Below are 24,293 nucleotides of genomic sequence, written 5' to 3'. Positions count from 1 at the left end.
CGGCCTGACGGCTTTCAGGGGTCCGTACCGTCGCGCGGCCGTCCTCAGGCGAAGGCGAACCTCCCCCGGATCTGCGGGGTCTGCCACTCGTTTGCAGGACAAGCCCGGTTGAAAGCGGGTGAAGCGCCGCCCAAGCTCTTCACACCGGAGGGATTCCGGGCAAGGAGACAAGCATGAGAACCCTGTCCACCCTGATGAGCCGCGCGGCCGTGGCCGGCATGGCTTTGCTGCCCGCCCTGGCTCAGGCCCAGGCCAATTGCGGCCAGCCGGGCACGCCGCCGTGCCCGACGCCGGAGCCCGGCAGCTGGCCCCTGGTGGCGCTGGCCCTGGGCGTACTGGTCGCCGTCAAGTTCATTCGGCGCAAGTAACCCCGCCCGCCGGGCTCGCCAGAGACCGGCCCATGCCTAGGCTGCGCGCGTGTTGACGGCCAGCTGGGCGGCAAAGGCCCGCTGGTAGGCAGGGCGGGCTTCGCCGCGGGCGACGTAGGCAGCCAGGCTGGGGAACTCGTTCAGCAGGCCGGACGGCCTGACGCGCAGCAGCACCGACACCATCAGCAGGTCACCCGCGCTGAAATCGCCGTCCAGCCATTGGGCATCACCCAGGCGGGCGGCCAGTTGGGTCAGCCGCGCCCGCACCCGGTTCTCGACCAGAGGCTGGCGCTCGTCCTTCCAGGGTTTCTCGCCTTCCGCGAACTTGACGATGACGAGTTCGAGGATGGGCGGCTCGACCGAGTTGAGCGCGGCGAACATCCACGTGATGGCCCGCGCCCTGGCGTTGGCATTGGCGGGGAACAGGCCCGGCCGGCGCTCGGCGATGTGCAGCACGATGGACCCGGTCTCGAACAGCGTGAGGTCGCCTTCCTCGTAGGTGGGGATCTGGCCGAAGGGATGCAGCGCCAGGTGAGCGGCCTCCTTCATCGCCGGCATGGGCACCAGGCGAACCTCGTAGGGCAGGCCGGTTTCCTCGAGGGCCCAGCGCACGCGCGTGTCGCGCGCCAGCCCCTTGCCGCCATCGGGCGAACGGTCAAAGGCGGTGATGGTGATGGTCATGGTGGCAATCCTTCCGGTTCAGTTGGCCAGTCGCCTGGCCCGTTCCGTCAGCAGCTCGCGCTGCACCTCGTTGTCCGTCAACTCCGCGGCCCGCAGATAGGCCTCGCGCGCCTCGCCGACGCGGCCCAGGCGCTCCAGCACGTCGGCCTGGGCGCCGGCCAGGAAGGGGTAGCGCTTGAGCTGCGGCTCAGCGGCCAGTTGCTCGAGCAGCGGCCAGGCGGCGGCCGGCCCGTCGGCGAAGCTGACGGCTACAGCGCGATTCAGCGCGATCACGGGCGAGGGGTTGAGCGCGAGCAGGCGGTCGTAGCCGCCGACGATGGCGTGCCAGTCGGTGTCCTCGGCGCGCGCCGCGCGCGCATGGCAAGCCGCAATTGCTGCCTGCAAGGTGTAAGGCCCTGGCTCGCCCAGGCTCAGCGCGCGTTCCAGCGCCGCCAGGCCGCGGCGGATCAGCAGCGGGTCCCAGCGGCGGCGGTCCTGGTCGGGCAGCAGCACGGGGCGGCCTTGCGCGTCCAGCCGCGCGGGCAGGCGCGAGGCCTGGATCTCCAGCAGGGCGGCCAGGCCATGCACTTCGGCGTCTTGAGGCAGCAGGTGCTGCAGCTGGCGCACCAGGCGCAGGGCTTCGTCGCACAGCGCCGGCCGCAGCAGGCTGGCGCCGCTGCCGGCGCTGTGGCCCTCGTTGAAGATCAGGTAGACGACCGCCAGCACGGCGCCCAGGCGCTGCTCGCGCTCGTCGGCGCTCGGCAGCTCGTAGGCCTGGCCGTTGAGCGCCTTCTTGGCGCGCACGATGCGCTGGGCCACGGTGGCCTCGGGCTGCAGGAAGGCACGTGCGATCTCGGGCGTCTCCAGGCCGCCGAGCAGGCGCAGCGTCAGCGCGACCTGGGCCTCGCGCGGCAGCACCGGGTGGCAGGCGATGAAGATCAGGCGCAGCTGCTCGTCGCCGATTTCGGCCTGGTCACGGGCGGCGTCGAGGTGGTCGACGAAGTCGGGCACGACATGGGTGCCAGCGGCCTCGTCGTCGGCCGCGAGGTGCTCATGCTCGCGCTCCAGCATCGCGCGGCGGCGCAGCCGGTCCAGGGCCTTGTTGCGGGTGGCGGTCATCAGCCAGGCGGCAGGGTTGTTGGGCTGGCCGTCGCGCGGCCAGTTCTCCATGGCAGCGATGAGGGCGTCCTGGGCACAGTCCTCGGCCTCGTCGAGGTCGCGCAGCATCTTGGCCGCCGCGCCCACGAGGCGGCTGCGCTCGATGYGCCAGACGCCGGCGGCAAGTTCAGCATGGCTCACGGCTTCAGGTGCCGTCGTAGGCACGCTTGAGGGCCGCGAGATCGATCTTCTGCATGCGCCAGATGGCCTGGAAGACACGCTGCACGCGGGCCGGGTCGGGGTCCCGGATCATGTCGAACCAGGCTGCGGGCAGGATCTGCCAGGACAGGCCCCAGGCATCCTTCAGCCAGCTGCATTCCGACGTCTTGCCACCGCCCGCGGGCAACTGCTCCCAGAGCTTGTCGATCTCGGCCTGGTCTTCGCAAGCGACGGTCAACGAGAAAGCCTCGTCGAGCTTGAAGTGGGTGCCGCCATTGAAGGCCGTCATGTGCACGCCGAACAGCTCGAAGTTGAGCAGCATGACGCTGCCGGCCTCGCCGGGCGAGTCCTGGCCCCAGCGCTGGGTGTGGATGATGCGGCCCTTGTCGGCGCCGAACACCTTCAGGTAGTGCGCCACCGCGTCTTCGGCACCGCGCTGGTACCAGATGAAGGGTGCGAGTTTTTGCTGGATCTGCATGGTCGTCTCCTTGACGTTGCGGGGTCAGGCTTGCGGCGGCATGCCGCTCATGTGGACGAGTTCCCAGTGGTGCCCGTCCAGGTCCTCGAAGCCATGGCCGTACATGAAGCCATGGTCCTGCGGCTCGCTCGGGATGTTGCCGCCGGCAGCCTTCGCCTTCGCGACCAAGGCGTCGACCTCCTCGCGGCTTTCGCAGCTCAGGCACACCCAGCCCGTCGTTGCGGTCTTGGCGTCCGGAAACGCCTTGGGGGTGAAGGTCCGCGCGAAGTCCTCGGCCAGCAGCATGGCGTAGAGGTTCTCGCCCAGCTCCATGCCGGCGCCCTTGTCGTTGGTGAATTGCGGATTGAACTTGTAGCCCACAGCCTCGAAGAAGGCCTTGCTCTTGGCCAGGTCCTTGACAGGCATGTTGACGTAGATCTGCTTGTGCATGGCGGGTCTCACTCGGGTTTGACGAGGGGTTGGACGAGATGGATGAGGTTGCCGCAGCCGTCCTCGAACATGACCGCCTTGATCGGCCCCATGTTCTCGGGCTCGCCGCGCACGACGACGCCGCGCTCGCGCAGCTTGCGGGCTTCGGCCTCGACGTCCTCGGTGACGAAGGCGGTGGCCGGGATGTTGGCCTCGAACAAGGCCTTCTGGTAGACCTTGGCCGGCGCAAAGCCCATGGGCTCCAGCGCCAGCTCGACGCCGGCAATGCCGTCGGGCGACACGACGGTCAGCCAGCGATAGGTCGGGCCCATCGGGATGTCGGCCATCTTGGTGAAGCCGAGCTTGCCCGTGTAGAAGGCCAGGGCCTTGTCCTGGTCATCGACCATGACACTCGCAATCTTGATCTGCATGGTGATTCCTTTCAGTGCGTGGATTCGGACAGGTCCTTGAGGCGCACCAGCGCCTTGGGCCAGGTGTCGTTCAGGAAATCGGTGAAGCCGTCGTCCCAGCTCTGCAGGTGCACGACGAGGCGGGTGCCGCCTTCAGGCGTGGCGCTGAAGACATAGCGCTCGTGGGCCGGTTCGGCATGCAGGCGGCTGTCGGCCACGGGCCGGCCGTCCTTGATCTCACCCACCAGCCGCAGTGACAGTCGTTCGTACGGCAAGTTCTCGTCGACGACAGCCTCCATGCCAAAGCCGCGCGGGTCCAGGAAGCGCAGCCGGCGGCCGGCCGCCCAACTGCCTTCGAAATAGGAGCCCTCGGCGAAGGCGCGGGTCCAGTCGCGGTAGGCGGTGGGGTCGAACATGCAGTCCCAGACCCGCGCGACCGGGGCGGCAATGTCGATGCTGAAGTCGAGGTCGGTCATTGGGCACCCTTCGCGCTGCGCGCTGTCCCGCCAAGCGGGAGTTGAGCGCCTTCGGACGGCCGGGCGGCGCTCATGACGTCTGGGCCTCCGAGAGCTGGCGCAGGTTCTGCAGGCCGGCCTCGAAGTCGCGGCCCACCATCTTGTCCATGTCGATGAAGACGCCCATCAGTTTGCTGATGAAGTTGGCGGGGCCGTGCATGGCCCAGCGCACCTCGGTGGCGCCGTCGGGCGTGGGCTGCAGCACGAACTCGGCCTGGTTGTGGGCCTCGAAGGGCTTCACGAAATCCAGCTTCATCTGCACGGCGCGGCCGGGCTGTTGGCTGACGATCTCCAGGCTGCCGCTGCCAACTTCCTTGCTGTCCCAGTCGTAGCGGGAGCCGATGCCGCTCGAGGCGCCGCTGTAGGCGCTCTTGATCAGCGGGTCCTTGCGCTCATAGGGGTTCCAGCGGTTGAAGGCGCGCAACTCGCTGACCAGGGGCCAGACCTTGTCGGCCGGTGCGGCGATGCGCACGTGGCGCTCGACCCGGAAAACGTCGGGCCGGGTGGCGGCATAGGCCAGCAGCAGCAACAGGGCGACACCCAGGCAGATGAAGATGATGGTGAGGTTGCTCATGGTGCGCTCCTCATTCGGCACGGATGGCCATATCGCCGCCGGGGGCGAAATCGGCGTCTTCATAGAGCCGCCGCACCTCGATCTCGCAGTCCTCGCTCAGGAAGGGCTGCGGGAAGCGGCTGGCCCAGGCCCGGGCCTCCTCGACGGAGCGCACCTGGATCAGCGTGTAGCCGGCGATCAGCTCCTTGGTCTCGGCGAAGGGGCCGTCGATGATGGTGCGGCTGCCGTCCTTGCCGTAGCGCTGGCGCCAGCCGTCGCGGCTGGGCCGCAGGCCGGCACCGTCGAGCAGCACGCCGGCGCGCGCCATCTCCTCGTGGAAGGCGCCCATCTCCTCGAACAGCTTGGCGTATTCGGGGCCGGGCGGGTCTCCGCGCTCGCTGGTGGCTCRGGCGCGGACTTGGATCATGAATCGCATGGCAGGTCTCCTGGTGACGAGGCGGCGGCTTTCGCGGCCTTCACTTGCACGACGATGCAGATGGGCCCGAATCGACACGCCTAGGGAAATTACCTAGGCCGCCTGCGCCGTGGAGACGGAGCGGAGACGGTGACCCGGCACATTGGTGGCACCTCCACGATCCGGCCACTGCGATGAACCCCTTCTCCCTGCGCTGCACCCGTCTTCCTCGCGCCGTGGCCTTCGCTGCACTGGCAGTGGCGCCGCTGCTGGCCTCGGCCCAGGTGTTCGACGCCGCGGCCGACTTCTCCAGCGCGGCCAACCCCACGGGGCCGTGGGCCTATGGCTCGACGGCGACGCTGGGCGGCAGTTTCGAGGCCTATGGCACGCCCGGCACGGTGTTCTACGGCGCCAGCAGCTGGAATGCCGGCGGGCTCACCTTTCCCGGCATGTACCCGCTGGTGTTCCACAACGGCACCGCCGCCGCCATCGACTACGGCAGCGGCGCCGTCCTGCCCGGCGAGCTGGGCCTGCACCCGGGCAACGACGGCCGGCTCAGCATCGTGCGATGGACGGCACCGCAGGCGGGCAGCTTCCGCGTCGAGGCCACCTTCACGCGCGACGACGTCGGCGTGACCGACGTCCACGTGTTGAGGAACCAGCTGGCGCTGCACGCCGTCGCGCTCGACGCGTTCCACCCCGGGTCGTCGTTCTCGCAGACCCTCGTGCTCGCCGCTGGCGACCACCTGGACTTCGCCGTCGGCTTCGGCGCCGACGGGGCCTTCAACGGCGACACGGTGGACTTGAGCCTGCGCATCGCCGCCGTGCCCGAGCCGGCGGCCTGGGCGGCCATGCTCGGCGGGCTCGGCATGCTGCTCGCCTTGCACCGGCGCCGCGCAACCGCCCGGGCGTAACAGGGGCCGATGCCGGGGCATCTCCACCGTCGCCCGCTCGGCGGCGCGCTGCCACCGAGACGGTGCCGGACGGTGGCTGACGACACTGAATTTGTCTTTTCCGATCGGAGCGTCACATGAGCCAATATCTTCCTCGTCGCAGTCTGCGCAGTCTCGCCCGGGGCACGTTGATCGCCAGCCTGCTCGCCGCGGGCCTGACGCAGGCCGCGAGCGCGGCCTCCGCCACCGACGCCTGGGACGTCAGCCAGGGCAGCGCGGTCACGCAGTTCATCGCCAACCCGGCGCTGCCGGGCAACGGGCCGGGCATGTTCGGCGGCGACGCGGGCGAGAACAGCCCGTTTTCGGGCGAGCGTTTCAACACCATATTTCCCGACCTGCTGCCCACCGGCACCGTGCACGTCATCGAATGGGCGACGCCCGCGCCCATCACGCTGCTCGGCTGGCAGCTGGAGGCCGCCGCCGACGGGGGCAACGGCGCGCGGTCCTTCGCGCATTTCACGTTGTCGGCCGAGATCGGCGGCGCCTGGGTGGCCGTGTCCAGCGTCGACACGCTCGCGCTGTACGTGGACCAGCACCTGCAGCTCGGCGACAGCTTCGCGCCGGTCACGGCCAGCCACTTCCGCGCCGAGTTCACACAGGCCACCAGCTTCTTCGGCGCTTCCGGGCCACGCGTGGTGGAGCTCGATGCCATCACCGCGGCCGTGCCCGAGCCGGGAACCTGGGCCTTGATGCTCGGCGGCCTGGCGGCACTGGCACGGCGGCGGCGCTGAACGGGAGGCCTACATGTAGCAAGGCCCGACGCCGCGGATCTCCACGGTGGCCCATTCCGCTGCCGGGCATCGCTCGGCCCAGGCCATGGCAACGGCGGGGTCTTCGGTGTCGAGCAGGAAATAGCCGCCCACCATCTCCTTGGCCTCGGCAAACGGGCCGTCCCAGACCTGGGCGTCACCGCTGCGCTTGGCATAGCGCTTGGCCGCCGTGCCCAGGGAGTTGGTGCCCAGCAGCAGGCCGGTCTCCTTGAGTTCGGCGGTGAAGTCCAGCATGCGCTGGTAGACAGCCTCGCCGGCAACGCGGCCGCGTTCGGCGCGCTGGCCCGTGGGTTCGACGATGAGCAGCATCTGGGGCATGGTCGGGTTCCGCAGTCCGTGGCAACAGGCCGGCATTCTGGCGCCTGTCGAATCTCATTCCTGGCAGTTGGGTTGAACGGCGTCATGAGCCACAGCCGAAGCGCCAGCGAGGTTTCGCTCAACGCCGCATCGGCGAGCTGCCCCGCCAGGCGGGGTCGGCCCAGCGCTGGAAGGCGCCCATCAATGCCGGCTCGCTGGACTGGCGTTCGGTCGCCAGGTTGCTGAGCGACACGACCTCGAAGCTGCGGCGGTACTTGCCCTCGGCGCGGAACTCGCGGGCCAGCAGCATCTGCGCGCCACCCGGCACCCAGCCGGCGAACTCGGCCACGCCCAGGCCCGGCTGGGCCGGCGCCGGCGGCATGACCTCGATGCGCCAGCCGCCGTTCCTGCCCGGCTCCTTCAGGAACACCCACAGCTCGCGCCAGCCATCCAGCGGCTGGGCGGCCAGGGCCAGAGCACGGCCCTCGCGGTTCAGCGAGGCCGAGGCCAGCGCGATCTGGCCATAGCTGCAGCGGCGCGCAGCCAGCTTGCCGCCCTCCTTCAACTCCACGCAGCGCTCTCCGTCCGCACCTGGCTGCAGCGCGAGCTGCACGGCGCCGAAGTCACGTGCCGTGGCGGCCGTGCCCAGCCAGCGCGCCGCGTTCACGCGCATGGCGGCGTCGGCATAGGCGGCCTGGTCGTCCTCGGTCAGCTCGGTGGGCGTGATGCCGGCGAACTCGGCCAGAGCCGGCACGGCTTCGCCACCGGCGCCACGGCGGGCCTGGGCAAAGGCCAGGCTGGCGGCAACGCTGGCGCGGCGCATCAGCAGACGGTTCTTCCAGTAGGCGGGCAGGCTGGCCGCATCGACCTGGACCAGCACCTGCTGGCGCCATTGGTCACGCGCCTCGGCCTCGCGCGGCGTAGCACGTGGGTTCAGGCAGTCGGGCCGCGTGAGGGCGAGCACCGCATGCACGCGCTGCTCGGGCGTGGCGGCCGTGACGAGCAGGCGGCGGAAGGCCTCGCCGTCGTAGCAGACCTGCACGCGACCCTCTTCCACGTCGAAGGACTCAAACTTCAGGCCATAGCGCGCTGCCACCTCCATCTGCGCGGCCAGCTGGCCCTCGGTCGGCTTGGCGGCCGGCTGTGAGGCACGGTCGGCAATGCGCTCGGCGAACATGCCCATGGCCTCCAGCGCCTCGGCGCCGCCGGGGCCGGCGAACTCGGCCGGCGTGGCCAGCTGCACATAGGCCGCGGCCAGGCCCAGCCCCAGGCCCTCGGTGCCCCATTGCTGGCGAGCCAGGCGCAGTTGCGACAGCAGCTCGGCGCTGGCGCCCTCGCCACGCGGCACCACAAGGATCTGGCCCTTGCGCAGCCAGCCCCCGCGCTCGCGGCGGTAGTCCCAGACCTGCCAGTGGTCGCCGCGCTCGGCGCGGATCTCCAGCGCCTCGCCGCGCGCCATCTGGGCCTGCAGCGAGGCGGTGTCGCGCGGCGCACCGCGCAGAGGTGCGTCCTGCACCACCAGGCCGGCGCGCGGGAACGCGGGCAGCTCGGCGGAAGGCGCGGCTTCAGCTTTGGTCATGACGACGGCGGCGACGGCGGAGGCGACGACGATCAGCGCAATGCGACGCATGATGGCTTACTCCTTCTCCGTGGTGGCTTCAGCAGCCCTCGGCTGAGCCGAGGTGCCACCCAGCAGCGCGCTGCCGATGAAGCCGCCCGAACCAGGCGGGGCAATGATGACCTGCACCTTGTCCGACAGCTTGTCGACCATGGCCTTCTGCACCAGCAGCGGGTGCTTGGTCAGCAGCGCGCCCTCGGCCGCCATCTGGCTGGCATTGGCCTTGCCCACCTGGCCCAGGCGGTAGGCCTCGGCATCGGCCAGCTTCTGGCGCGCAGAGGCCTCGGCGTCGACCTCGATGCGACGCGCCTTGGCCTGGCCTTCGGCCTGCTGGATGCGCGCGGCGCTGTCGGCTTGCGCCTCGAGAGCGCGCTGCTCGATCTGCTTTTGCTTGAAGGGCAGCACATGCTTCATGGCCTCTTCCTGGGCCTTGGCAGCAATGATCTGCTCGCGCCCGGCAGCCTCGGCGGCGGTCTCGCGGCGCACCTTGTCGGCGGCGGCGGTCAGCTCGGTCTCCTTGACCTTCTTGTCGGCGATCTCCAGCGTGTAGCGCATGCGCTCGCTGGCCAGGCTGTCGGCCAACAGGCTGTCCATGCCGCGGCGATAGTCGGGCGGCAGGTCGACCGAGCCGATCTGCACGCCCTTGAGCACGATGCCGTCACTGGCCAGCTTGGCGCGCAGCTCGGCTTCCAGCGCCGCGGCGATCTCGGCGCGCTGGCTGGAAAAGATCTCGCGCACGGTGCGCTTGGCGATCTGCTTGTAGACGACGGCCTGCACGGCCGGCGCGATGACGTCGGCCTCGATGTTGTCGGGCAGTTTGCGCGACAGCTCGGCCAGGCGTTTCTCATCCACGGCCCAGCGCACATTCATGTCCAGGCCCAGTGACAGGCCTTCCACCGACTGCAGCGGTGCCGAGCCCTGGGCCTTGGCGATGGCTTCAGGGTGGTAGCTCTGATCGCGCAGCGGGAACAGGCGCACCTCGTGCAGGCCGGGGATGCGGATGAAGCTGCCTTCGCGGAACTCACTGGTGCCGCCGCTGAACTGGTTGGTGCGCAGCGCGGCCTGGCCGTGGGGCACGGCCTGCAGGGGCGGGTGGGTGACGACGGCATAGCCGGCGCCGGTCACGGCCGTCAGGATCAGCAGCGGAGGCAGGGCGCGGCGCAGCGAACGGGCGGCCGTGGGCGCAGCTTCAAGGCCGCGGCTGGCTCCGCGGCTGAAGGCGTGGCGGATGGAAGCGGCGAGGGTCTTGAGGCGTTGCAGCATGGTGATGAGCTCCTTGGGCGATGTGCACCGGTGTTCGATGCATGGCGGCCATGGTTCCCAGTCATGCGGGAAGGGACGAGAGCGACGCGCGGTGGGTTTCTTCCGACGTCATGGAAGGAATCTTCCGGACATGTCAGCATCCACCTTCGTGGGCCATCCCCTCAATGCAGACGACATGTACCGTCAAGCCGGTACATGTCACATTCGAACGCCGTGAGCCAGTGCCTACGCTTGGCAACCTACCAAGGAGACCTCATGAAAAGCCTGTTCATCGCCGGTGCCTGCCTGCTTGCCAGCTCGCTGGCCGTGGCCGCCGAAGCCACCGTGACCCTCAACCTGGCCGAAAAGCAGGGCGATGGCGCTGCGCTCGGCACCGTCCGCATTGTCGAGACACCTTATGGCCTGGCCTTCTATCCCCAGCTGAAGGGCCTGCCGCCCGGCCTGCATGGCTTCCATGTCCACGAGAAGCCCTCCTGCGCGCCCGCCGAGAGCAACGGCGCCGTCGTGCCGGCCGGTGCCGCCGGCGGCCACCTCGACCCGCAGGGCAGCAAAAAGCATGGCGAGCCCTGGGGCGACGGCCACCTGGGCGACCTGCCGCCGCTGTATGTGGGTGCCGACGGCACCGCCACGTCGCCCGTGCTGGGCCCGCGGCTCAAGCTGGCCGATGTCAAAGGCCATGCATTGATGGTTCACGCCGGCGGCGACAACCACGCTGACCATCCGATGCCGCTGGGCGGCGGTGGTGCACGCATGGGCTGTGGCGTGATTGGCGGCTAAGCCAGATCCTCGTGGATGCAGAGGTAGTTGCCCTCCGTGTCCTTGAACCACGCCGCCTTCTCGGACCCCAGCACGCAGACGTGGTCGACGGTCTTGAAGTCCGGGAAGTCGTAGTCCTCGAAGACGACGCCCGCCCGCTTCAGCTCGGCGATGCTGGCGGCAATGTCGTCCACCTTGAAGCTGATGGCTGTGTGGTCGGCCTTGGTGCCGCCCGGCTTGGGGAAGAGGGCCAGCGTGCTGCCGCTCACGCTATAGACAAACTTGCCATCCGGCTTCAGGCCGCCGGGCACCAGGCCCAGACAGCCTTCGTAGAAAGCCCGGGCCCGGGCCATGTCGGCCACGGGCAGCATCGTCGTGACGGGAGCGCTGTTCAGCATATGCAGTCCTTTCGCTCGTGCCGGTCACGCGGGAGGCTGGCCGGGCGTCGAGCATAGGACGGGCGCCAAGCCGGCGCCACCTCCGATCAGTGGATGGGATTCCTAGGCATCGCCCGCCAGGACGGGCCTGAAGAAGCTGCGCTCGTAGCTCAGGAAGCACTGCGTTTCCTTCGCATATGCAAAGGCAGCCTGGCATTCCGGGTCTTGAAGCGAGCGGTTGCGGTAGTCCTCGTAGGCCGCCAGAGACGGAAAAGAGAACAAGGCCAGCGCGATGTTGTTGGCGCCCTCCGACGGCAGGAAGTAGCCATGGTGCGTGCCGCCGAATTTCGCGACCAGGGGCAGCCAGAGCTTGCCGTAGTACTCGAATTCCTTGGTCTTGTTGGGATCGATGACGTAGCGCAGATAGCAGGTGATCATGTAGGCGAGCCGCAGTTCAGTGAACTGCAGATTCTGCGGCGCATTCGCAGGCCAAGGCGACATGCAGCGGGCGCCGGCCTTTTCGCCAGAATCCCGCCATGCCCAAGCTGACTGCCGCCGACACCACCGCCGCCGTGGACCAGTTCATGGCGACCCTCGACCACCCCTTCAAGCCAGAGATCGAGGCACTGCGCCGGGCCATCCTCGCCGTGGACCCGTCCATCGCCGAAGGCATCAAATGGAATGCGCCGAGCTGGCGCACGAGCGACTACTTCGCCACCACCCATCTGCGCAGCAAGACCGGCCTGGGCCTGATCCTGCACCTGGGCGCCAAGGCCCGCGAGTTGCCCGAAGGCGGCCTGCAGATCACGGATCCCGCCGGCCTGCTGAAGTGGCTGGGCAAGGACCGCGCACAAGTCGAATTCACCTCTGCAGTCGACTTCACGGCCAAGCTGCCTGCGCTGCAGGCAGTGCTGAAGGGCTGGATCCGCCACGTCTAAGCCATGGCGGCCAAGCGGAAGAATCCTTCCGCGACCGGCTGTGCAGGCCTCCACATAATCACCGCATGCCCCGCATCGCCGTCATCGAAGACGACCCCACCACCAGCGAACAGCTGGCCGGCTGGATTCGCACCGCCCGCCCCGAGCTGACCGTCGACCAATGGTTCGACCGCGACGCCGCCGAAGCGGCCCTGCTGCGCGAGCGCTATGACCTCGTCGTGCTCGACATCGAGCTGGGCCGCGAACGCAATGCCGGCGTGGCGCTGATCAACGAGATCAACAAGCAGGGCCTGGGCACGCCGGTGCTGGTGGTGTCGGCCATGCCGGCGGCCATCTACCGCAGCATCATGAAGGCGCTGGATGCCTGGGACTATCTGCAGAAGACGACCTTCGACGAGGCCGAGTTCATCGAGACCTTCCTCGACATCCTGCGCACGGCTCGGCTGAAGGAACCTGTCAAGGCCATCGCCAAGGCCGAGGACAGCAGCCTGCAGCTCGACCCGCTGAAGCAGCGCACCCCCATGTGGCGCGGCCAGCGCATCAACCTGCCGCTGACGGCCCAGCGCATCCTCGCGACCCTGCACGCGCGCGCCGGCGAGGTGGTCAGCTACGAGGAGCTGTTCGACGTCGTCAAGAGCGGCCGCAACCGCGACAACGTGCGCAAGCATGTGGCGACCATCCGCGATGCGTTCAGGGACGTGGACCCGACGTTTGACGGCATCGAGAACATCCCGATGCGCGGCTTTCGCTGGACCCCTGGCGGATGAAGCTCGGCCGGGTTGATTTCCCGCTGCCCGACATGCCGCGCCTCGGCGTCGCGGCCTTTCGCAACCGCATCGTCTTCCACCTCGTCTTCATCGCCCTGGCCCTGGCCACGCTGGCCCTGGCGCTGGCCCTGTTGAACGAGGAGCGGCAGCGCAATGCGCAGCGCTACGAGCAGACCTTCGCCAAGTCGCTGGCCGAGATCGTGGCCCAGCTCCGCCACCCCTCCGGCCAGCTGGCGCTGATGAACCCCGAGCCGGCCCAGGTCGAGGCCGGCTGGGTCGCGCCGCTGCTGCTGCCTTTCGCGGCCATCGACTTTGACGACGCAACCAAGGCCCAGCGAGCCGTTGAGATGGCCGGCTGCGCACTGCAATACCCGGGCGGCGCCAGCCTGTGCACGGCAGTGGGCAGCAATGCCTATGCGGGCGGCTTCATCTATCTCGTGGCGGCACTGGATGCGCCGCCGCTGGTCTCGCGTGAGCGCGGCACGCTGGAGCTGGCCGACGTGCACCGCGTGCGCATCAGCCTGAAGCGCGACGGCGCCGAGCAGTACTGGCTGGCTCCCGTCGAGATGCTGGACGCCCAGCGCGGCCAGCTGCCCGGCTTCACGGTCAACGAGGCCGGCAACACTGCGACGCTGCCGCACAAGGCCCGGCCGCAACGCGACTTCCGTGGCTGGGTCTGGCGCGAGGGTCCCTGCCTGAGCACGGCCGAGCCTTGCCCGCGCCGCACGACGGTCTCCATCCGCCTGCCGGTCGAGGCCTTTCGCGAGGCGCTGTTCCGCCCCGGCGGCCCGCAATGGCCGCCGGCGGACCTGTCCCGCACCGGCCTGCGCCTGGCCCTGCTCGGCCCTGGCGGCACCGTGCTGTTCGACAGCAGCAGTGCCGCGGCTCAAGCGCCGCTGTCTCTGGCGCGGCTGTCCGGCACGCTGGCGCCCGGCGAGACGCTGAGGATCACCCGCGGCAGCAACGTCGTCGCGCTGCTGCAGGGCGCCGACGAGACCGGCACACCGCCGTCGCCCTGGCTGACGGCCCTGATCCAGCACCTGCCCGCGCCGGCCACGCCGCGCACGCTGCAGGCCCGGGACGGCGTGACGACACCGGCGGGCCGCTTCGACATCACGCTGAGCGGTGACCTGCAAGGACTGGACCGGTCTTTGAGCGCCAGCGCTGCCCGCCTGGCCTGGCCCGTGGGCGCGATGCTGGCCGCCATTGCCCTGGCCTGGCTCATCATCGAGATGGGCCTGATCCGCCGCGTCGCGATGCTGACGAAACGCGCCGCCGCGCTGTCGCACCAGCTGCAGTCGCCCGAGCGCTTCGAGCTCGGCACGCTGGACGTGGCCGACCTGCGCGGCCGCGACGAGCTGGGCATCCTGGCCGGCAGCTTGTCGGACCTGCTGCAGCACGCCCGCGACAGCCTGCGCCGCGAGCAGCTGCGCGCCGAGCGCGAGCACGACCAGTGGCATGCCGTGGGCCACGAGATCATGTCGCCGCTGCAGTCGCTGATGCTGCTGCACGGATCGGAAGCCGATCCGAGCCGGCGCTATGTGCAGCGCATGCAGCAGGCCGTCAAGGTGCTCTACGGCCAGGCCTCACCGAGCGAGGCCCTCGCCGCCGCGACGCTGGCCGTGGGCCGGCTGGACCTGGACGCCTTCCTGCGCCAGGTGGCCGGGAACGCGGCCTATGCGGGCATCGCCAACGTCACCTACGCGCCGAACGAACCGGTCTGGGTACAGGCCGACGAGTACCCGCTGGAAGACGCCATCACCCATGTGCTGACCAATGCCGACCGCTACCGCGTGGCCGGCACGCCCATCACGCTGGCGCTGCGCATCGAAGGCGAGCTGTCCATCATCGACATCCACAACCAGGGCCCGCAGATCGCCGAGGATCAGCTCACGCGCATCTTCGACTACGGCGTCAGTGATGCCGAGCCGGAGAACGGCCAGCGTCGCGGCCAGGGGCTGTTCGTTGCCAAGACCTATCTGGCCAAGATGGGCGGCAGCATCGCGGCGCGCAATGTCGCCGACGGCGTCGTGTTCGAGATCAAGCTGAGACGGAGCTGATCAGCGCTTGCGGACGCGGCCCAGCAGCTCGCGCACTGCGAGCTCGGAACTCAGCGACATCTCCAGCGGCGCCCGCACCAGCCCGGCATGGCCGTACTGCAGGTTCTCGTAGACCTCGGCCGCAGCGGGGAAGTGGTCGAGCAGGCCCGCCAGCGTCGGATGGCCCTGGTGCTCGTGCAACTCGGCACCAAGCTTCTGGACGAGGAGTTGGTATTGATGAGGGTCCGCCGCATGACCCTGGCCTTCGAGCGCCTGCAGCAACTGGGCCAGGCGCACGAGGGACAGCAGTTCGGCGGGGACAGCGAGCTTGATGACGGAAGGCATGCGTCCCACATGCCGCCACCCCCACACATTTCAAGCCGCCCGGTTGCGGCATGTTGCACACCGGCCCGCACAATCAGCGCCAGGAGGCCTCCCGATGAAGTTCCTGCCCGATGAAACCTATGCCCTGCTCGACGCCAACGGCGGCATCCACCAGGAGGTGGGCGGCCGCGAGTTCTGGAACCAGCCGCAAGAGGCCCTGGACGCACTGGGCAAGGACTGGCTGGTGTCGGAGTTCCTCTGCGACGCCGACTGGGGCAGCTGGGAGATGCATCCCCACGGCGAGGAGTTCGTCTACCTGCTGGACGGCGACATCGAATTCCTGATGGAGACCGCCGAAGGCGTTGCCACCGCCCAGCGCATCACCGACCGCGGCGCCGTCGTCGTGCCGCGCGGCGTCTGGCATACGGCCAAGGTGCTCCGGCCCAGCCGGATGTTTTTCATCACGATGGGCGCCGGCACCCAGCACCAACCCGCGTGAAGAGGACCTCCCATGCCCCGCGACATCGTCTACACCCCCAAGGCCGCCAAGCCGCCCCCGATGTACAGCCAGGCCGTCAAGGCGGCGGGGCTGGTCTTCGTGTCCGGCACGGCGCCGACAGATCCCGAGACCGGCCTGTTCGTCGGCACGACGGTGCAGGAACAGACCCGCCAGTGCCTGACCAACATCGCCGCTATCCTCGACGCTGCAGGCAGCGCCATGGACAGAATAGTCAGCGTCACCATCGTGCTGGCCGACGAGGACGACTTCGCCGGTATGAACGAGGAATATCTGCGCTGGTTCCCGGTCGACCCGCCGGCCCGCCAGGGCGCCAAGCTGCCCGCCCGCGTACCGGGGCTGAAGGTGTCCATCGCGGCCATCGCTGAAGCCTGACACCGCCCATGGACGAGGACTTCGACTGCCAGCGCTGCGGCGCCTGCTGCGCCGTGTTCCGCGTGTCCTTCTACTGGGCCGAGGCCGACGACGCGCCGAGCGGCACCGTGCCGGTGGCGCTGACACGGCCGGTTGGTTCCCTGCACCGCTGCATGGCTGGCACCGAGACTCGGCCGGTGCGCTGCATCGCATTGCGCGGCGAGGTGGGCCAGGAAGTGGGCTGCAGCATCTACGCCCAGCGCTCCAGCACCTGCCGCGGCGTGCAGCCCGGCGACAGCCAATGCCTGAAGGCGCGTGCGGCCCATGGCCTTGAAAGCCCGCGCCACGCCGCCATCTCGGCAGGTCTGCCCCAACACCTGCTGCCATGAAATCCCTCGGCAAACGCGCCACCGGCCTCCGTCTTGAACGCATGCGGGCGTCGCCGCGCTACCTGGCCACGGAGGCAGGCGAGGGCTTTCGCAACGTCCATCCCATCCAGCCGGGGCTGCGTGACCGCAGCGAGCGGCCATCGCTGGGCGATTTCATCTGCTCCGAAGGCCGCCGCACGCCCGCCGGCACCCTGCCCTCGGTCAATCCGCTGGACGCCTGGCTCAAGCCCACCGACACCGGCCTGCGCGCCACCTGGCTCGGCCACTCCACGGTGATGATCGAGATCGACGGCCTGCGTGTGCTGACCGACCCCGTCTGGGGCAAGCGCGCCTCACCTTCGCAGCTGGCCGGGCCGAAACGCTTCCAGCCGGTGCCGCTGGCCTTGAAGGCCTTGCCCAAGCTGGACGCCGTCGTCATCTCCCACGACCACTACGACCACCTGGACATGGGCACGGTCAAGGAGCTGGTGAAGCTGCAGGAGGTGCCCTTCATCACCTCGCTGGGCGTCGGCGCCCACCTGGAGGCCTGGGGCATCCCGGCGGAGCGCATCGTCGAGCTGGACTGGTGGGAGCACTGGCAGGCGCCGAACTCCGAACTGCGCATCCATGCGGCGCCGTCGCAGCATTTCTCGGGCCGCTCGCTGACCGACCGCAACGCCACGCTGTGGTCGTCCATCGTCATCGAGACGCCGAAACACCGCGTCTTCTTCAGCGGCGACACGGGCCTCACCAGCGAGTACGCGGCCATTCGCGAACGCTTCGGGCCCTTCGATCTGGTCATGCTCGAAGTGGGCGCCTTCCATCCGTCCTGGGGCGACATCCACCTCGGGCCTGAAAACGCGCTCAAGGCCTACCAGCTGCTCGGCGGCGGCGCCTTCCTGCCGGTGCACTGGGGCACCTTTTCATTAGCCCTGCATGACTGGGATGCACCGGCCGAGACATTGCTGGAACTTGGCCCGAAGCAGGGCGCCCAGCTGCTGATGCCTCGTCTGGGTGAGGCGGTCGAGCCTGCCAAGGGCGAGCCCGCTACGCCGTGGTGGCGCGAGGCCGATGCGCCGGCGCGCAAAAGCGCCAGGCCGGCGGAGCCCCAAGACCCCGCCAAGATGCCCAAGGCCATGCCCTGGCCCTTGGATTAATTCGAGGAGCTGGCGGCTGAGCCGCTGCCTTCGACCTTGTTCGCCGTCTTGCGCACAGCATTGCTGGTTGCGTCGGCACCGCGCTTGACGCCGCTGGCCGCCGCATCCACACCGTGTGCGACACCGCGGGCAGCTGCACTGGCGCCCTTCTCCACGCCGCGCACCGTCGCCTTGGCACCGCGCTCGATGCCGCTCGCCGCTGCGTGCACGCCACGGGCAACCCCGCTGGCCGCAGCCTGGGCGCCGCGCGTCACGGCGCCTTCGATCTTTTCGAGCGTGGACGGAGGTTCATCGGCCGCCATCGCGGGCGCACCGATCAACAGGCCGGCAAGAACCAGGGCGGTGGACTTGGGTTTCACGAGTCTTCCAATCCGTGGGGAGGAGAGGCTGATTCTGCATGCAGCTCGCCGCCCCACGCCGCGGGGTCCACGTCGGCCACGCTCTGCGTGAAAACCCAGTGGTGGCCGGCGAAGTCGCGCACGCCGTATTGCCGCTCGCCGAAGGGGTAGGTTGTCGGCGCGCCGGCCGCCGCGGCGCCAGCCGCTGCCGCACGGGCGTGGTGGGCATCGACATCGGCCACTCGCACCATGACCGAGTGCGACGAACAGCCGTCCGGCGTCACCTCTCCCTGCTTGACCACCAAGGCGCCACCGCCCGGCACGCTCATCTGCACACGATGGTCGGCAATGCGCAGCCGCACCGCGAAGCCGAAGGCGCGACAGAGCCAATCGGCCGCGGCGTTGACGTCCGGATAGGCCAGTTCGGGCAGGACGGTCGCAGCGGGAATGGAGCGATTGGCTTGCATGCCCGCAGTTTGCGTCAGCGCGACACGATGGGGAAGGTTCCCGTTGCCTTGTCCATCAGGCTCAGGAAGCGGCCCAGATCGATCTTGCTGCCGCTCACCTTGACGTCGTCCGACAGCAGCAGGTCCTTGGCGCCGGCGGTGCCGGCCATCATCCTGACGAAGAAAGCTTTGGTCAGCGTCAACGTGGCGTTGGCATCCGCGGCCGGCTCGGCGCGGCGGTGGTGCAGCACGGCGTTCTCGATCCACAGCACATAGCTCTCCTTGGTGTCGGTCAGCACCAGGTTGATCTTGAAGTCCTTGCCCTCGGCGGCCGGGCCGTTGAGGCCGGCGGCCATGGCCTCGAGGAAGCGCTCGATGGGCGTCTGGGCCAGCATGTCAAGGAAGGCTGCGCGGTTGACGCCCTGCTTGGGCGCGCCACCGCGCAGCTCGGCGGCGGCCGTCAGGTAGCTGTTGCGCCAGGTGGAGGCCTCGGCCACATAGCCGAGCTGGTCGTAGGCGCGCGCCAGCAGCTCGCGCGCGGCCTTGTGGCCGGCATCGGCGAAGACGACGTGGTTCAGCAGCTCGGCGGCCCAGCGGTAGTCGCCCTGGTCGAAGGCCGTCTGCGCGGCGGCCACGGCCTTGTCGGCGCCGCCGGCCAGGGCCACATAGCGCTTGGCGACGTCCACCGGCGGCAGTGGGTCCAGGTGGGCGGGGTTGCCGTCGTAGGCGCCGAGGTAGAACTGGTAGACGGCCTTGACGTTGTGGCGCAGGTCGCCGTAGTAGCCGCGTGCGCCGAAGTGGCCCTGCAGCGACTTGGGCAAGCGGATCTGGTCGGCGATCTCCGCCGGCGTCAGGCCCGCATTGATGAGGCGCACCGTCTGGTCGTGGGTGTATTTGTAGACATCGCGGTGCTTGGTGATGAAGTCGGCGATGCGCTCATGGCCCCAGACCGGCCAGTTGTGCTGGCCGACGTAGACCTCGGCATCGCCGAGCTGGTCCAGCGCACTCTGCATGTAGCCGGCCCAGCGCAGCGCGTCGCGCACCTTGGCGCCGCGCACGGGCAGCAGGTTGTGCATGGTCTGCGCGAGGTTCTCGGCACCGCCGTAGACCTTGAGCGACGGCACCGAGAAGGTCATCTCCGCCGGCGCCTCGGCGCCGGGCACGTTGTGGAAGACGACGCGCACGCCGTCCAGCACGCGCTCCTCGGTGGGTTGCGTGATGAGGTCGGTCGGCGCCAACACGCCGAAGCTGCCGTAGCCCACGGCCTTGCCCAGGCCGGTGTCGACCAGGCCCTTGGGCGAGCGTTCCAGGTTCTTGCCGAACTGGTAGGCGGAGCGCCGGCCCATGGCGGTGCCGACCATGACGTTCTCGCTGGTGGCCTCTTCCATGAAGCCCGCCGAAGCGATGACCGGCACGGTGCGCGCCTGCTCGGCCGTCAGCACGCCCAGGGCGCCGCCGAAATGGTCGATGTGGCTGTGCGAGAACAGCAGCGCGGTGACCGGTTTGTCACCCAGGTGTTTGCGAGCGAAGGCCATGGCCGCGCTCGCGGTCTCGCGGCAGGTCAGCGCGTCGACGACGATCCAGCCGGTCTTGCCCTCGATCAGCGTGATGTTGCCCATGTCGAAGCCGCGCAGCTGGTAGACGCCGTCGACCACCTTGAAGAGGCCGATCTGCGCGTTGAGCTTGGCGTGGCGCCAGAGACTCGGATTGACGGTGGGCGGCGCCGCGCCATCGACGAACTTGAAGGCGTCGAAGTCGATCAGCACGCTGCCGTCGACCGCGAGGATCTTGCCCTCCGGGCGGGCGATGAGGCCGCGCTTGGCATCCTCGAAGCCCTGGGCCTCGTCCAGCGGCAGGGCCTGCGCGAACTGCGCGTTCGCCTGCACCGTCGTCGCGCTGGCATCGCCGGAGGGCGCTGCGGTTTCACGGCTGCAGCCGGCGAGGGCCAGGACTGCGGCGATTAGGGTCATCGTCTTCATTTCGTCTCCATTGAGCTATGGGCACGGTTTTCGGGCCGAGCGCAGGGCCGCTCCCAAGCCGGCCCGCCGTGGCGATGTGCTTGCCGGTCGATCCGGCAAGCATCGCCGTCCCCTCGGGGGACCGACTGGGCGCGCCCGCGTTCAGGGCGGCGCGGCTGGGCGAGGGGCTCAGACATCTTTGCGGATCATGTCGGCGGCCTTCTCGCCGATCATGATGGTGGGGGCGTTGGTATTGCCACCGACGATGGTGGGCATCACCGAGGCGTCGACGACGCGCAAGCCACCGATGCCGTGCACACGCAGTCGCGCATCGACGACGGCCATCGGATCGCGGCCCGCGGGGCCCATCCGGCAGGTGCCCACCGGGTGGTATTGCGTATCGGCACGGGCGCGGATGTCGGCGGCCAGCGCCTCGGTGTCGTCGGCGCGCACCGGGTAGAGCATGTCACCGCGCAGGCCGTCGAAAGGCTTGGATTCGATGAGGCGCTGCTGCAACCGGGCGCCCCTCAGCAGCAGCCGCATGTCGCGCTCATCGCTGAGGAAGCGTGGGTCGATGCGCGGTGCCAGCTGCGGGTCGGGCCCGGCCAGCTCCACCGTGCCGCGGCTGTGCGGCCGCAGCACGTCGACATGGCAGGAGATGCCGTGGCCCCAGTGCAGCTTGCGGGCGTGGTCGTCGACGATGCCGAGCACGAAGACGAGTTGCAGGTCGGGCACGGTCACATCCGCCGAGGAGCGCAGGAAGGCGCCGGACTCGGCAATGCTGCTCGTCAGCAGGCCCTTGCGATGGCGCCGCCATTCGCCCACCGCCCGCGCCAGCCGCGCGCCGCCGCGCAGCGAGACGCCGAAGGTGGGCGTGTCCGAGCTGCAGCGCCAGGTCTGCACATAGTCGATGTGGTCCTGCAGGTTCTGGCCGACGCCGGGCAGGTCGTGCTGCACCTCGACACCCGTCTGCCGCAGGTGTGCGCCAGGCCCGATGCCCGAGAGCATCAGCAGCTGCGGCGAACCGAAGGCGCCGGCGCTGAGCAGGACCTCGCGGCGCGCACGCACGAAGCGGGATTGGCCGTGGACGCGGTAGTCCACGCGCACCGCGCGGCCATTGGCCAGGCGCAGCTTCGTCGCCTGCGCGTGGGTGATGACCTTGAGGTTCGGGCGGCCCAAATTGGGCGTCAGATAGGCCTTGGCGGCGCTGCAGCGCTCGCCGTTGACTTGCGTGACCTGGTAGACGAAGGAGCCGAACTGCTCGGCGCCGTTGTAGTCGCCGATATGGGGCACCCCCTGCAGCGCCGCGGCGGTCAGGAAGGTCTGGTTGATGGGGCTCGCGCTGCGCGGCAGCGTCACGTTCAGCGGCCCGCCACGGCCGTGCAGCGGGCAGTCGCCGAACTGCTCGTTGTGCTCGGCGCGGCGGAAATAGGGCAGCACCTCGTCATACGACCAGCCGGCGTTGCCGAAGCTCGCCCATTGGTCGTAGTCGTGGCGGTGGCCGCGCACATAGAGCATGGCGTTGATGGAGCTGCTGCCGCCCAGGGTCTTGCCGCGCGGCTGGTAGCCGCGGCGGCCCATCAGGCCGGGCTGGGGCACGGTCTGGTAGGCGTAGTTGTTGATGCGGGTGGRCACCATGGCGACGACGCCGGCCGGCGCGTGGATGAGCACGCTGCTGTCCGGCCCGCCGGTTTCCAGCAAGGCCACCGTCACGCCGGGGTCTTCGCTCAGGCGCGCGGCCAGCACGCAGCCCGCCGAACCGGCACCCACGATCACGTAATCGAACTCCACGGCGCTTGCCTCCTCCAACCTCTGAGCGGGCCGGGGAGCGAAGGATGGAAGCCGGCAACCAATACGTCCAACGCATAATTGGTTGGCATTCATTGCGTTCACTGCATAGCAACCCAGATCCGGCAGTCGGCCGCTCCCCATGGCGCCATGCCTTCAACCTCGGCACGCCGGCCGATTTGCCACCCTCGCCGCTTCGATGAACAACGCTGCACGCCCGCTGGTCGGCCGCTGCAAACCGCAGGCGGCGTTGCTTCTCCTCGTGGGCATCAGCCCACTTCGTCGGCGCGCCTTGCCGGCGGCTCGCCTCGTCCGCCCCTCGGACGTGCCCAACTGCCGGATCTAGGTTGAACCTCCGCCAGCTCTCCCATCTGATCGCCCTCGCCGACGAGGGCCGCTTCGTCGCCGCGGCGGAGCGTGTGCACCTGAGCCAGGCCGCCTTCAGCCGCAGCATCCAGGCCCTCGAAGCCCATTGGGGGCTGCGCCTGTTCGAGCGCGGGCCGCTGGGCGCGGTGCTGACGCCGGCCGGCCGCACGCTGGTGGAGCGCGCCCGCCGCCTGGTCTTCGACGCCGACTGCCTGGAGCGCGACGCCGACCTGCTGCGCGGCGGCCTGCTGGGCGACCTGGCCTTTGGCGCGGGGCCCGTGCCGGCCGCCGTGCTGGTGCCGCCGCTGCTGGCCGAGCTGCGCCGCCAGGCGCCCGGTGTTATCGCCCGCGTGCGCTACGGCAATGTCGACAGCCTGCTGACCTTGCTCACCGACGAGGCCATCGAGTTCTTCGTCGCCGACCCGCGCATGCTGACCGACGCCAGCCGGCTGGAGATGGCGCCGGTAACGCGCATCCGCGGCGCCGTCTATGCCCGCGCGGGCCATCCGTTGTTGGACGCCACGACCGTGACAGCGGCCGACCTGGTGCACTACGGCCTGGCCATGGTGTCGGTGTCGCCGCAGCTGCAGGCCTATGTGGCCCAGGGCCTGGGCTTTGCAACGCCGGCCGAGCTGCCCGTCGTCGTCGAATGCGACGACCTCGTCACGCTGGCCCGGCTGGCGGCCGACGGCGACCTGCTGGCCGCGCTGCCACGCTCCCTGCCCATCATCCAGACCCTGGGCCTGCAGCCCGTGCGCGGGCTCAAGACGATGAGCGAGCTCTATGTCGACGCCCACGCCGTCTGGTTGCGCGGCCGCACGCTGGCGCCGGCGGCGGAGACGGCAATCCGGCTGTTCAGGGCGGTGGCGGGGTCGGGTGGGTGACGAGGAGGCCCGCAGCGCCGAACCGCGTCCAGATGCTCACGACAGCGCCTCGATGCAGATAGGCCACCACGTCGGCCCCTAGGCCCACCGAGTGCAGCGATTCATAAGCGCTCACCGGTCAACGTCGCTCAGCCCGCCGCCGCCATCCTCTCCGCCAACCAATCCACAAACACCCTCACCCGCGACGACAGCTGGCGGGCATGGGGATACAGCACATAGACCGGCATAGGCGTCGGCTGCCAGTCGGCAAACACCTCGACCAGCTCGCCGCTCGCCAGTTCTTTCTCGAAGTTGTAGCGCGGCGCCTGGATGAAGCCCAGGCCGGCCAGGCAGCAGGCGCCATATGCCGTCGCGCTGCTGACGGTGACCGGGCCGGGCAGCGTGAGGCTGTGCGCCTCGCCATCGACGATGAAGTCGAAGGGCAGCACGCGACCGCTGCTGCCGATGTAGTTGACGGCCTGGTGGGTGGCGAACTCTTCCAGCGTGAGCGGCAGGCCGCGGCGCTCGATGTAGTCGCGGCTGGCGCAGGTGACCTGGCGCAGCTGGGCAACGCGCCGGCCCACCATGGACGAATCCTTGGGTTCGCCCGAGCGCAGCACGCAGTCCACGCCCTCGCGCACGAGGTCGACAAAGCGGTCGCCAAGGCCGATCTCCAGCTCGACGTCGGGGTAGCGGGCATGGAAGTCGCCGAGGTAGGGCAGCACGAAGCGCTGGGCCTGGTTGCCCTGCATGTCCACGCGCAGCTTGCCGCGCGGCTTGAGCTGGGCGGTGCGGAACAGGTCCTCGGCCTCGCCGACGTCCTGCAGGATCTGCTGGCAGCGCAAGTAATAGGCCTGACCGTCCAGCGTCGGGCTCACATGCCGCGTCGTGCGGTTGAGCAGGCGCACACCC

31 protein-coding genes are annotated in these 24,293 nt (G+C 69.4%); 12 read left to right on the top strand and 19 right to left on the bottom strand.

The window, feature by feature from the left end; translation table 11 throughout:
* The first annotated feature begins 173 nt into the window (after positions 1 to 173).
* A complete protein-coding gene (locus AC1DU6_RS01595; RefSeq protein WP_056191178.1) occupies positions 174 to 368 on the top strand; it encodes a PEP-CTERM sorting domain-containing protein in 195 nt (64 codons plus the stop codon).
* Between the two features lie 36 nt (positions 369 to 404).
* Here AC1DU6_RS01595 and AC1DU6_RS01590 read toward each other — a convergent pair whose 3' ends face one another.
* From AC1DU6_RS01590 to AC1DU6_RS01555, 8 genes are all read right to left on the bottom strand, one after another.
* A complete protein-coding gene (locus AC1DU6_RS01590; protein ID WP_457322372.1) occupies positions 405 to 1,049 on the bottom strand; it encodes a glutathione S-transferase family protein in 645 nt (214 codons plus the stop codon).
* Positions 1,050 to 1,067: 18 nt separating this feature from the next.
* Positions 1,068 to 2,327, bottom strand: coding sequence for an RNA polymerase sigma factor (locus AC1DU6_RS01585; protein WP_477855925.1), 1,260 nt, complete (start codon positions 2,325 to 2,327; stop codon positions 1,068 to 1,070).
* Positions 2,328 to 2,331: 4 nt separating this feature from the next.
* Positions 2,332 to 2,823 (bottom strand): VOC family protein, encoded by a 492-nt coding sequence (locus AC1DU6_RS01580; protein WP_457322368.1) that lies wholly within the window; start codon positions 2,821 to 2,823, stop codon positions 2,332 to 2,334.
* Positions 2,824 to 2,847: 24 nt separating this feature from the next.
* Entirely contained in the window at positions 2,848 to 3,252 is a 405-nt protein-coding gene (locus AC1DU6_RS01575; protein WP_457322366.1) for a VOC family protein, read from the bottom strand.
* A gap of 8 nt (positions 3,253 to 3,260) precedes the next feature.
* A complete protein-coding gene (locus AC1DU6_RS01570) occupies positions 3,261 to 3,662 on the bottom strand; it encodes a VOC family protein (protein WP_457322364.1) in 402 nt (133 codons plus the stop codon).
* Between the two features lie 11 nt (positions 3,663 to 3,673).
* The gene (locus AC1DU6_RS01565) at positions 3,674 to 4,117 is read right to left on the bottom strand and encodes an SRPBCC domain-containing protein (protein ID WP_056191168.1); all 444 of its coding nucleotides are present in this window, start codon (positions 4,115 to 4,117) and stop codon (positions 3,674 to 3,676) included.
* A 70-nt stretch (positions 4,118 to 4,187) separates the two neighbouring features.
* Positions 4,188 to 4,730, bottom strand: coding sequence for an SRPBCC family protein (locus tag AC1DU6_RS01560; protein ID WP_457322194.1), 543 nt, complete (start codon positions 4,728 to 4,730; stop codon positions 4,188 to 4,190).
* Between the two features lie 10 nt (positions 4,731 to 4,740).
* A complete protein-coding gene (locus AC1DU6_RS01555) occupies positions 4,741 to 5,145 on the bottom strand; it encodes a YciI family protein (RefSeq protein WP_477855924.1) in 405 nt (134 codons plus the stop codon).
* A 173-nt stretch (positions 5,146 to 5,318) separates the two neighbouring features.
* On the opposite strand from AC1DU6_RS01555, the gene AC1DU6_RS01550 reads away from it, so the two are divergent.
* Together AC1DU6_RS01550 and AC1DU6_RS01545 are read left to right on the top strand one after the other, a co-directional pair.
* Positions 5,319 to 6,038 (top strand): PEP-CTERM sorting domain-containing protein, encoded by a 720-nt coding sequence (locus tag AC1DU6_RS01550; RefSeq protein ID WP_457322190.1) that lies wholly within the window; start codon positions 5,319 to 5,321, stop codon positions 6,036 to 6,038.
* A 116-nt stretch (positions 6,039 to 6,154) separates the two neighbouring features.
* Complete coding sequence (locus AC1DU6_RS01545) at positions 6,155 to 6,808, top strand: PEP-CTERM sorting domain-containing protein (protein ID WP_457322188.1); 654 nt, start codon at positions 6,155 to 6,157, stop codon at positions 6,806 to 6,808.
* Positions 6,809 to 6,817: 9 nt separating this feature from the next.
* Here AC1DU6_RS01545 and AC1DU6_RS01540 read toward each other — a convergent pair whose 3' ends face one another.
* The 3 genes from AC1DU6_RS01540 to AC1DU6_RS01530 form a co-directional block, all read right to left on the bottom strand.
* Positions 6,818 to 7,165: a YciI family protein gene (locus tag AC1DU6_RS01540; protein WP_457322187.1), complete on the bottom strand. Its 348-nt coding sequence runs from the start codon at positions 7,163 to 7,165 to the stop codon at positions 6,818 to 6,820.
* A gap of 118 nt (positions 7,166 to 7,283) precedes the next feature.
* Entirely contained in the window at positions 7,284 to 8,774 is a 1,491-nt protein-coding gene (locus tag AC1DU6_RS01535) for a hypothetical protein (protein WP_457322185.1), read from the bottom strand.
* A gap of 6 nt (positions 8,775 to 8,780) precedes the next feature.
* Complete coding sequence (locus AC1DU6_RS01530) at positions 8,781 to 10,025, bottom strand: SPFH domain-containing protein (protein ID WP_457322183.1); 1,245 nt, start codon at positions 10,023 to 10,025, stop codon at positions 8,781 to 8,783.
* A 255-nt stretch (positions 10,026 to 10,280) separates the two neighbouring features.
* Between AC1DU6_RS01530 and sodC the strand changes: the two genes are divergently transcribed.
* Positions 10,281 to 10,802: a superoxide dismutase [Cu-Zn] SodC gene (gene sodC, locus AC1DU6_RS01525; protein ID WP_477855923.1), complete on the top strand. Its 522-nt coding sequence runs from the start codon at positions 10,281 to 10,283 to the stop codon at positions 10,800 to 10,802.
* On the opposite strand, the gene AC1DU6_RS01520 is transcribed toward sodC, so the two are convergent.
* Entirely contained in the window at positions 10,799 to 11,179 is a 381-nt protein-coding gene (locus tag AC1DU6_RS01520) for a VOC family protein (RefSeq protein ID WP_457322179.1), read from the bottom strand. The genes sodC and AC1DU6_RS01520 overlap by 4 nt on opposite strands.
* Before the next feature lie 102 nt (positions 11,180 to 11,281).
* Positions 11,282 to 11,596 (bottom strand): NIPSNAP family protein, encoded by a 315-nt coding sequence (locus tag AC1DU6_RS01515; RefSeq protein WP_457322196.1) that lies wholly within the window; start codon positions 11,594 to 11,596, stop codon positions 11,282 to 11,284.
* 98 nt (positions 11,597 to 11,694) lie between these two features.
* Between AC1DU6_RS01515 and AC1DU6_RS01510 the strand changes: the two genes are divergently transcribed.
* The 3 genes from AC1DU6_RS01510 to AC1DU6_RS01500 all read left to right on the top strand — a co-directional run bounded on the left by AC1DU6_RS01510 (position 11,695) and on the right by AC1DU6_RS01500 (position 14,923).
* Positions 11,695 to 12,096: a DUF1801 domain-containing protein gene (locus tag AC1DU6_RS01510; RefSeq protein ID WP_457322177.1), complete on the top strand. Its 402-nt coding sequence runs from the start codon at positions 11,695 to 11,697 to the stop codon at positions 12,094 to 12,096.
* Between the two features lie 65 nt (positions 12,097 to 12,161).
* Positions 12,162 to 12,863: a response regulator transcription factor gene (locus AC1DU6_RS01505; RefSeq protein WP_457445031.1), complete on the top strand. Its 702-nt coding sequence runs from the start codon at positions 12,162 to 12,164 to the stop codon at positions 12,861 to 12,863.
* Positions 12,860 to 14,923 carry a sensor histidine kinase gene (locus AC1DU6_RS01500; RefSeq protein WP_457322173.1) on the top strand — a complete coding sequence of 688 codons (2,064 nt, stop codon included), beginning with the start codon at positions 12,860 to 12,862 and terminating at the stop codon, positions 14,921 to 14,923. The genes AC1DU6_RS01505 and AC1DU6_RS01500 overlap by 4 nt, the downstream gene beginning before the upstream one ends.
* Here AC1DU6_RS01500 and AC1DU6_RS01495 read toward each other — a convergent pair whose 3' ends face one another.
* Positions 14,924 to 15,247 carry a hypothetical protein gene (locus AC1DU6_RS01495; RefSeq protein ID WP_457322171.1) on the bottom strand — a complete coding sequence of 108 codons (324 nt, stop codon included), beginning with the start codon at positions 15,245 to 15,247 and terminating at the stop codon, positions 14,924 to 14,926. It lies immediately after the preceding gene.
* Between the two features lie 94 nt (positions 15,248 to 15,341).
* On the opposite strand from AC1DU6_RS01495, the gene AC1DU6_RS01490 reads away from it, so the two are divergent.
* Genes AC1DU6_RS01490 through AC1DU6_RS01475 form a run of 4 tightly spaced genes read left to right on the top strand, consistent with a single transcriptional unit; the run spans position 15,342 to position 17,622 of the window.
* Entirely contained in the window at positions 15,342 to 15,725 is a 384-nt protein-coding gene (locus AC1DU6_RS01490) for a cupin domain-containing protein (protein ID WP_477855922.1), read from the top strand.
* A gap of 12 nt (positions 15,726 to 15,737) precedes the next feature.
* On the top strand, positions 15,738 to 16,118 hold the full coding sequence (locus AC1DU6_RS01485) for a RidA family protein (RefSeq protein WP_457322167.1): 381 nt from the start codon (positions 15,738 to 15,740) through the stop codon (positions 16,116 to 16,118).
* Between the two features lie 8 nt (positions 16,119 to 16,126).
* Positions 16,127 to 16,486, top strand: coding sequence for a YkgJ family cysteine cluster protein (locus tag AC1DU6_RS01480; protein WP_457322165.1), 360 nt, complete (start codon positions 16,127 to 16,129; stop codon positions 16,484 to 16,486).
* Positions 16,483 to 17,622 carry an MBL fold metallo-hydrolase gene (locus AC1DU6_RS01475; RefSeq protein ID WP_477855921.1) on the top strand — a complete coding sequence of 380 codons (1,140 nt, stop codon included), beginning with the start codon at positions 16,483 to 16,485 and terminating at the stop codon, positions 17,620 to 17,622. Before AC1DU6_RS01480 ends, AC1DU6_RS01475 begins: the two co-directional genes overlap by 4 nt.
* Here AC1DU6_RS01475 and AC1DU6_RS01470 read toward each other — a convergent pair.
* The 4 genes from AC1DU6_RS01470 to AC1DU6_RS01455 form a co-directional block, all read right to left on the bottom strand.
* Positions 17,619 to 17,981: a hypothetical protein gene (locus AC1DU6_RS01470; protein WP_457322161.1), complete on the bottom strand. Its 363-nt coding sequence runs from the start codon at positions 17,979 to 17,981 to the stop codon at positions 17,619 to 17,621. The genes AC1DU6_RS01475 and AC1DU6_RS01470 overlap by 4 nt on opposite strands.
* Positions 17,978 to 18,427, bottom strand: coding sequence for a VOC family protein (locus tag AC1DU6_RS01465; protein ID WP_457322159.1), 450 nt, complete (start codon positions 18,425 to 18,427; stop codon positions 17,978 to 17,980). The genes AC1DU6_RS01470 and AC1DU6_RS01465 overlap by 4 nt, the downstream gene beginning before the upstream one ends.
* Positions 18,428 to 18,441: 14 nt before the next feature.
* The gene (locus AC1DU6_RS01460) at positions 18,442 to 20,385 is read right to left on the bottom strand and encodes an alkyl/aryl-sulfatase (protein WP_457322157.1); all 1,944 of its coding nucleotides are present in this window, start codon (positions 20,383 to 20,385) and stop codon (positions 18,442 to 18,444) included.
* A gap of 168 nt (positions 20,386 to 20,553) precedes the next feature.
* Positions 20,554 to 22,155, bottom strand: a complete 1,602-nt coding sequence (locus AC1DU6_RS01455) for a GMC family oxidoreductase (protein WP_477855920.1) — start codon at positions 22,153 to 22,155, stop codon at positions 20,554 to 20,556.
* 344 nt (positions 22,156 to 22,499) lie between these two features.
* Here AC1DU6_RS01455 and AC1DU6_RS01450 point away from each other — a divergent pair, with 344 nt between their 5' ends.
* A complete protein-coding gene (locus tag AC1DU6_RS01450; RefSeq protein WP_457319829.1) occupies positions 22,500 to 23,402 on the top strand; it encodes a LysR family transcriptional regulator in 903 nt (300 codons plus the stop codon).
* Between the two features lie 128 nt (positions 23,403 to 23,530).
* Here the strand turns inward: AC1DU6_RS01450 and AC1DU6_RS01445 are convergent.
* Positions 23,531 to 24,293, bottom strand: a 763-nt coding sequence (locus AC1DU6_RS01445) for a LysR substrate-binding domain-containing protein (RefSeq protein ID WP_477855919.1), incomplete at its 5' end; no start/stop codon positions are given.

This window comes from Roseateles sp. P5_B10, assembly GCF_056400485.1.
The sequence above is the reverse complement of the archived record's forward strand: the minus strand, read 5'-3'. Positions and strand labels throughout refer to the sequence as shown.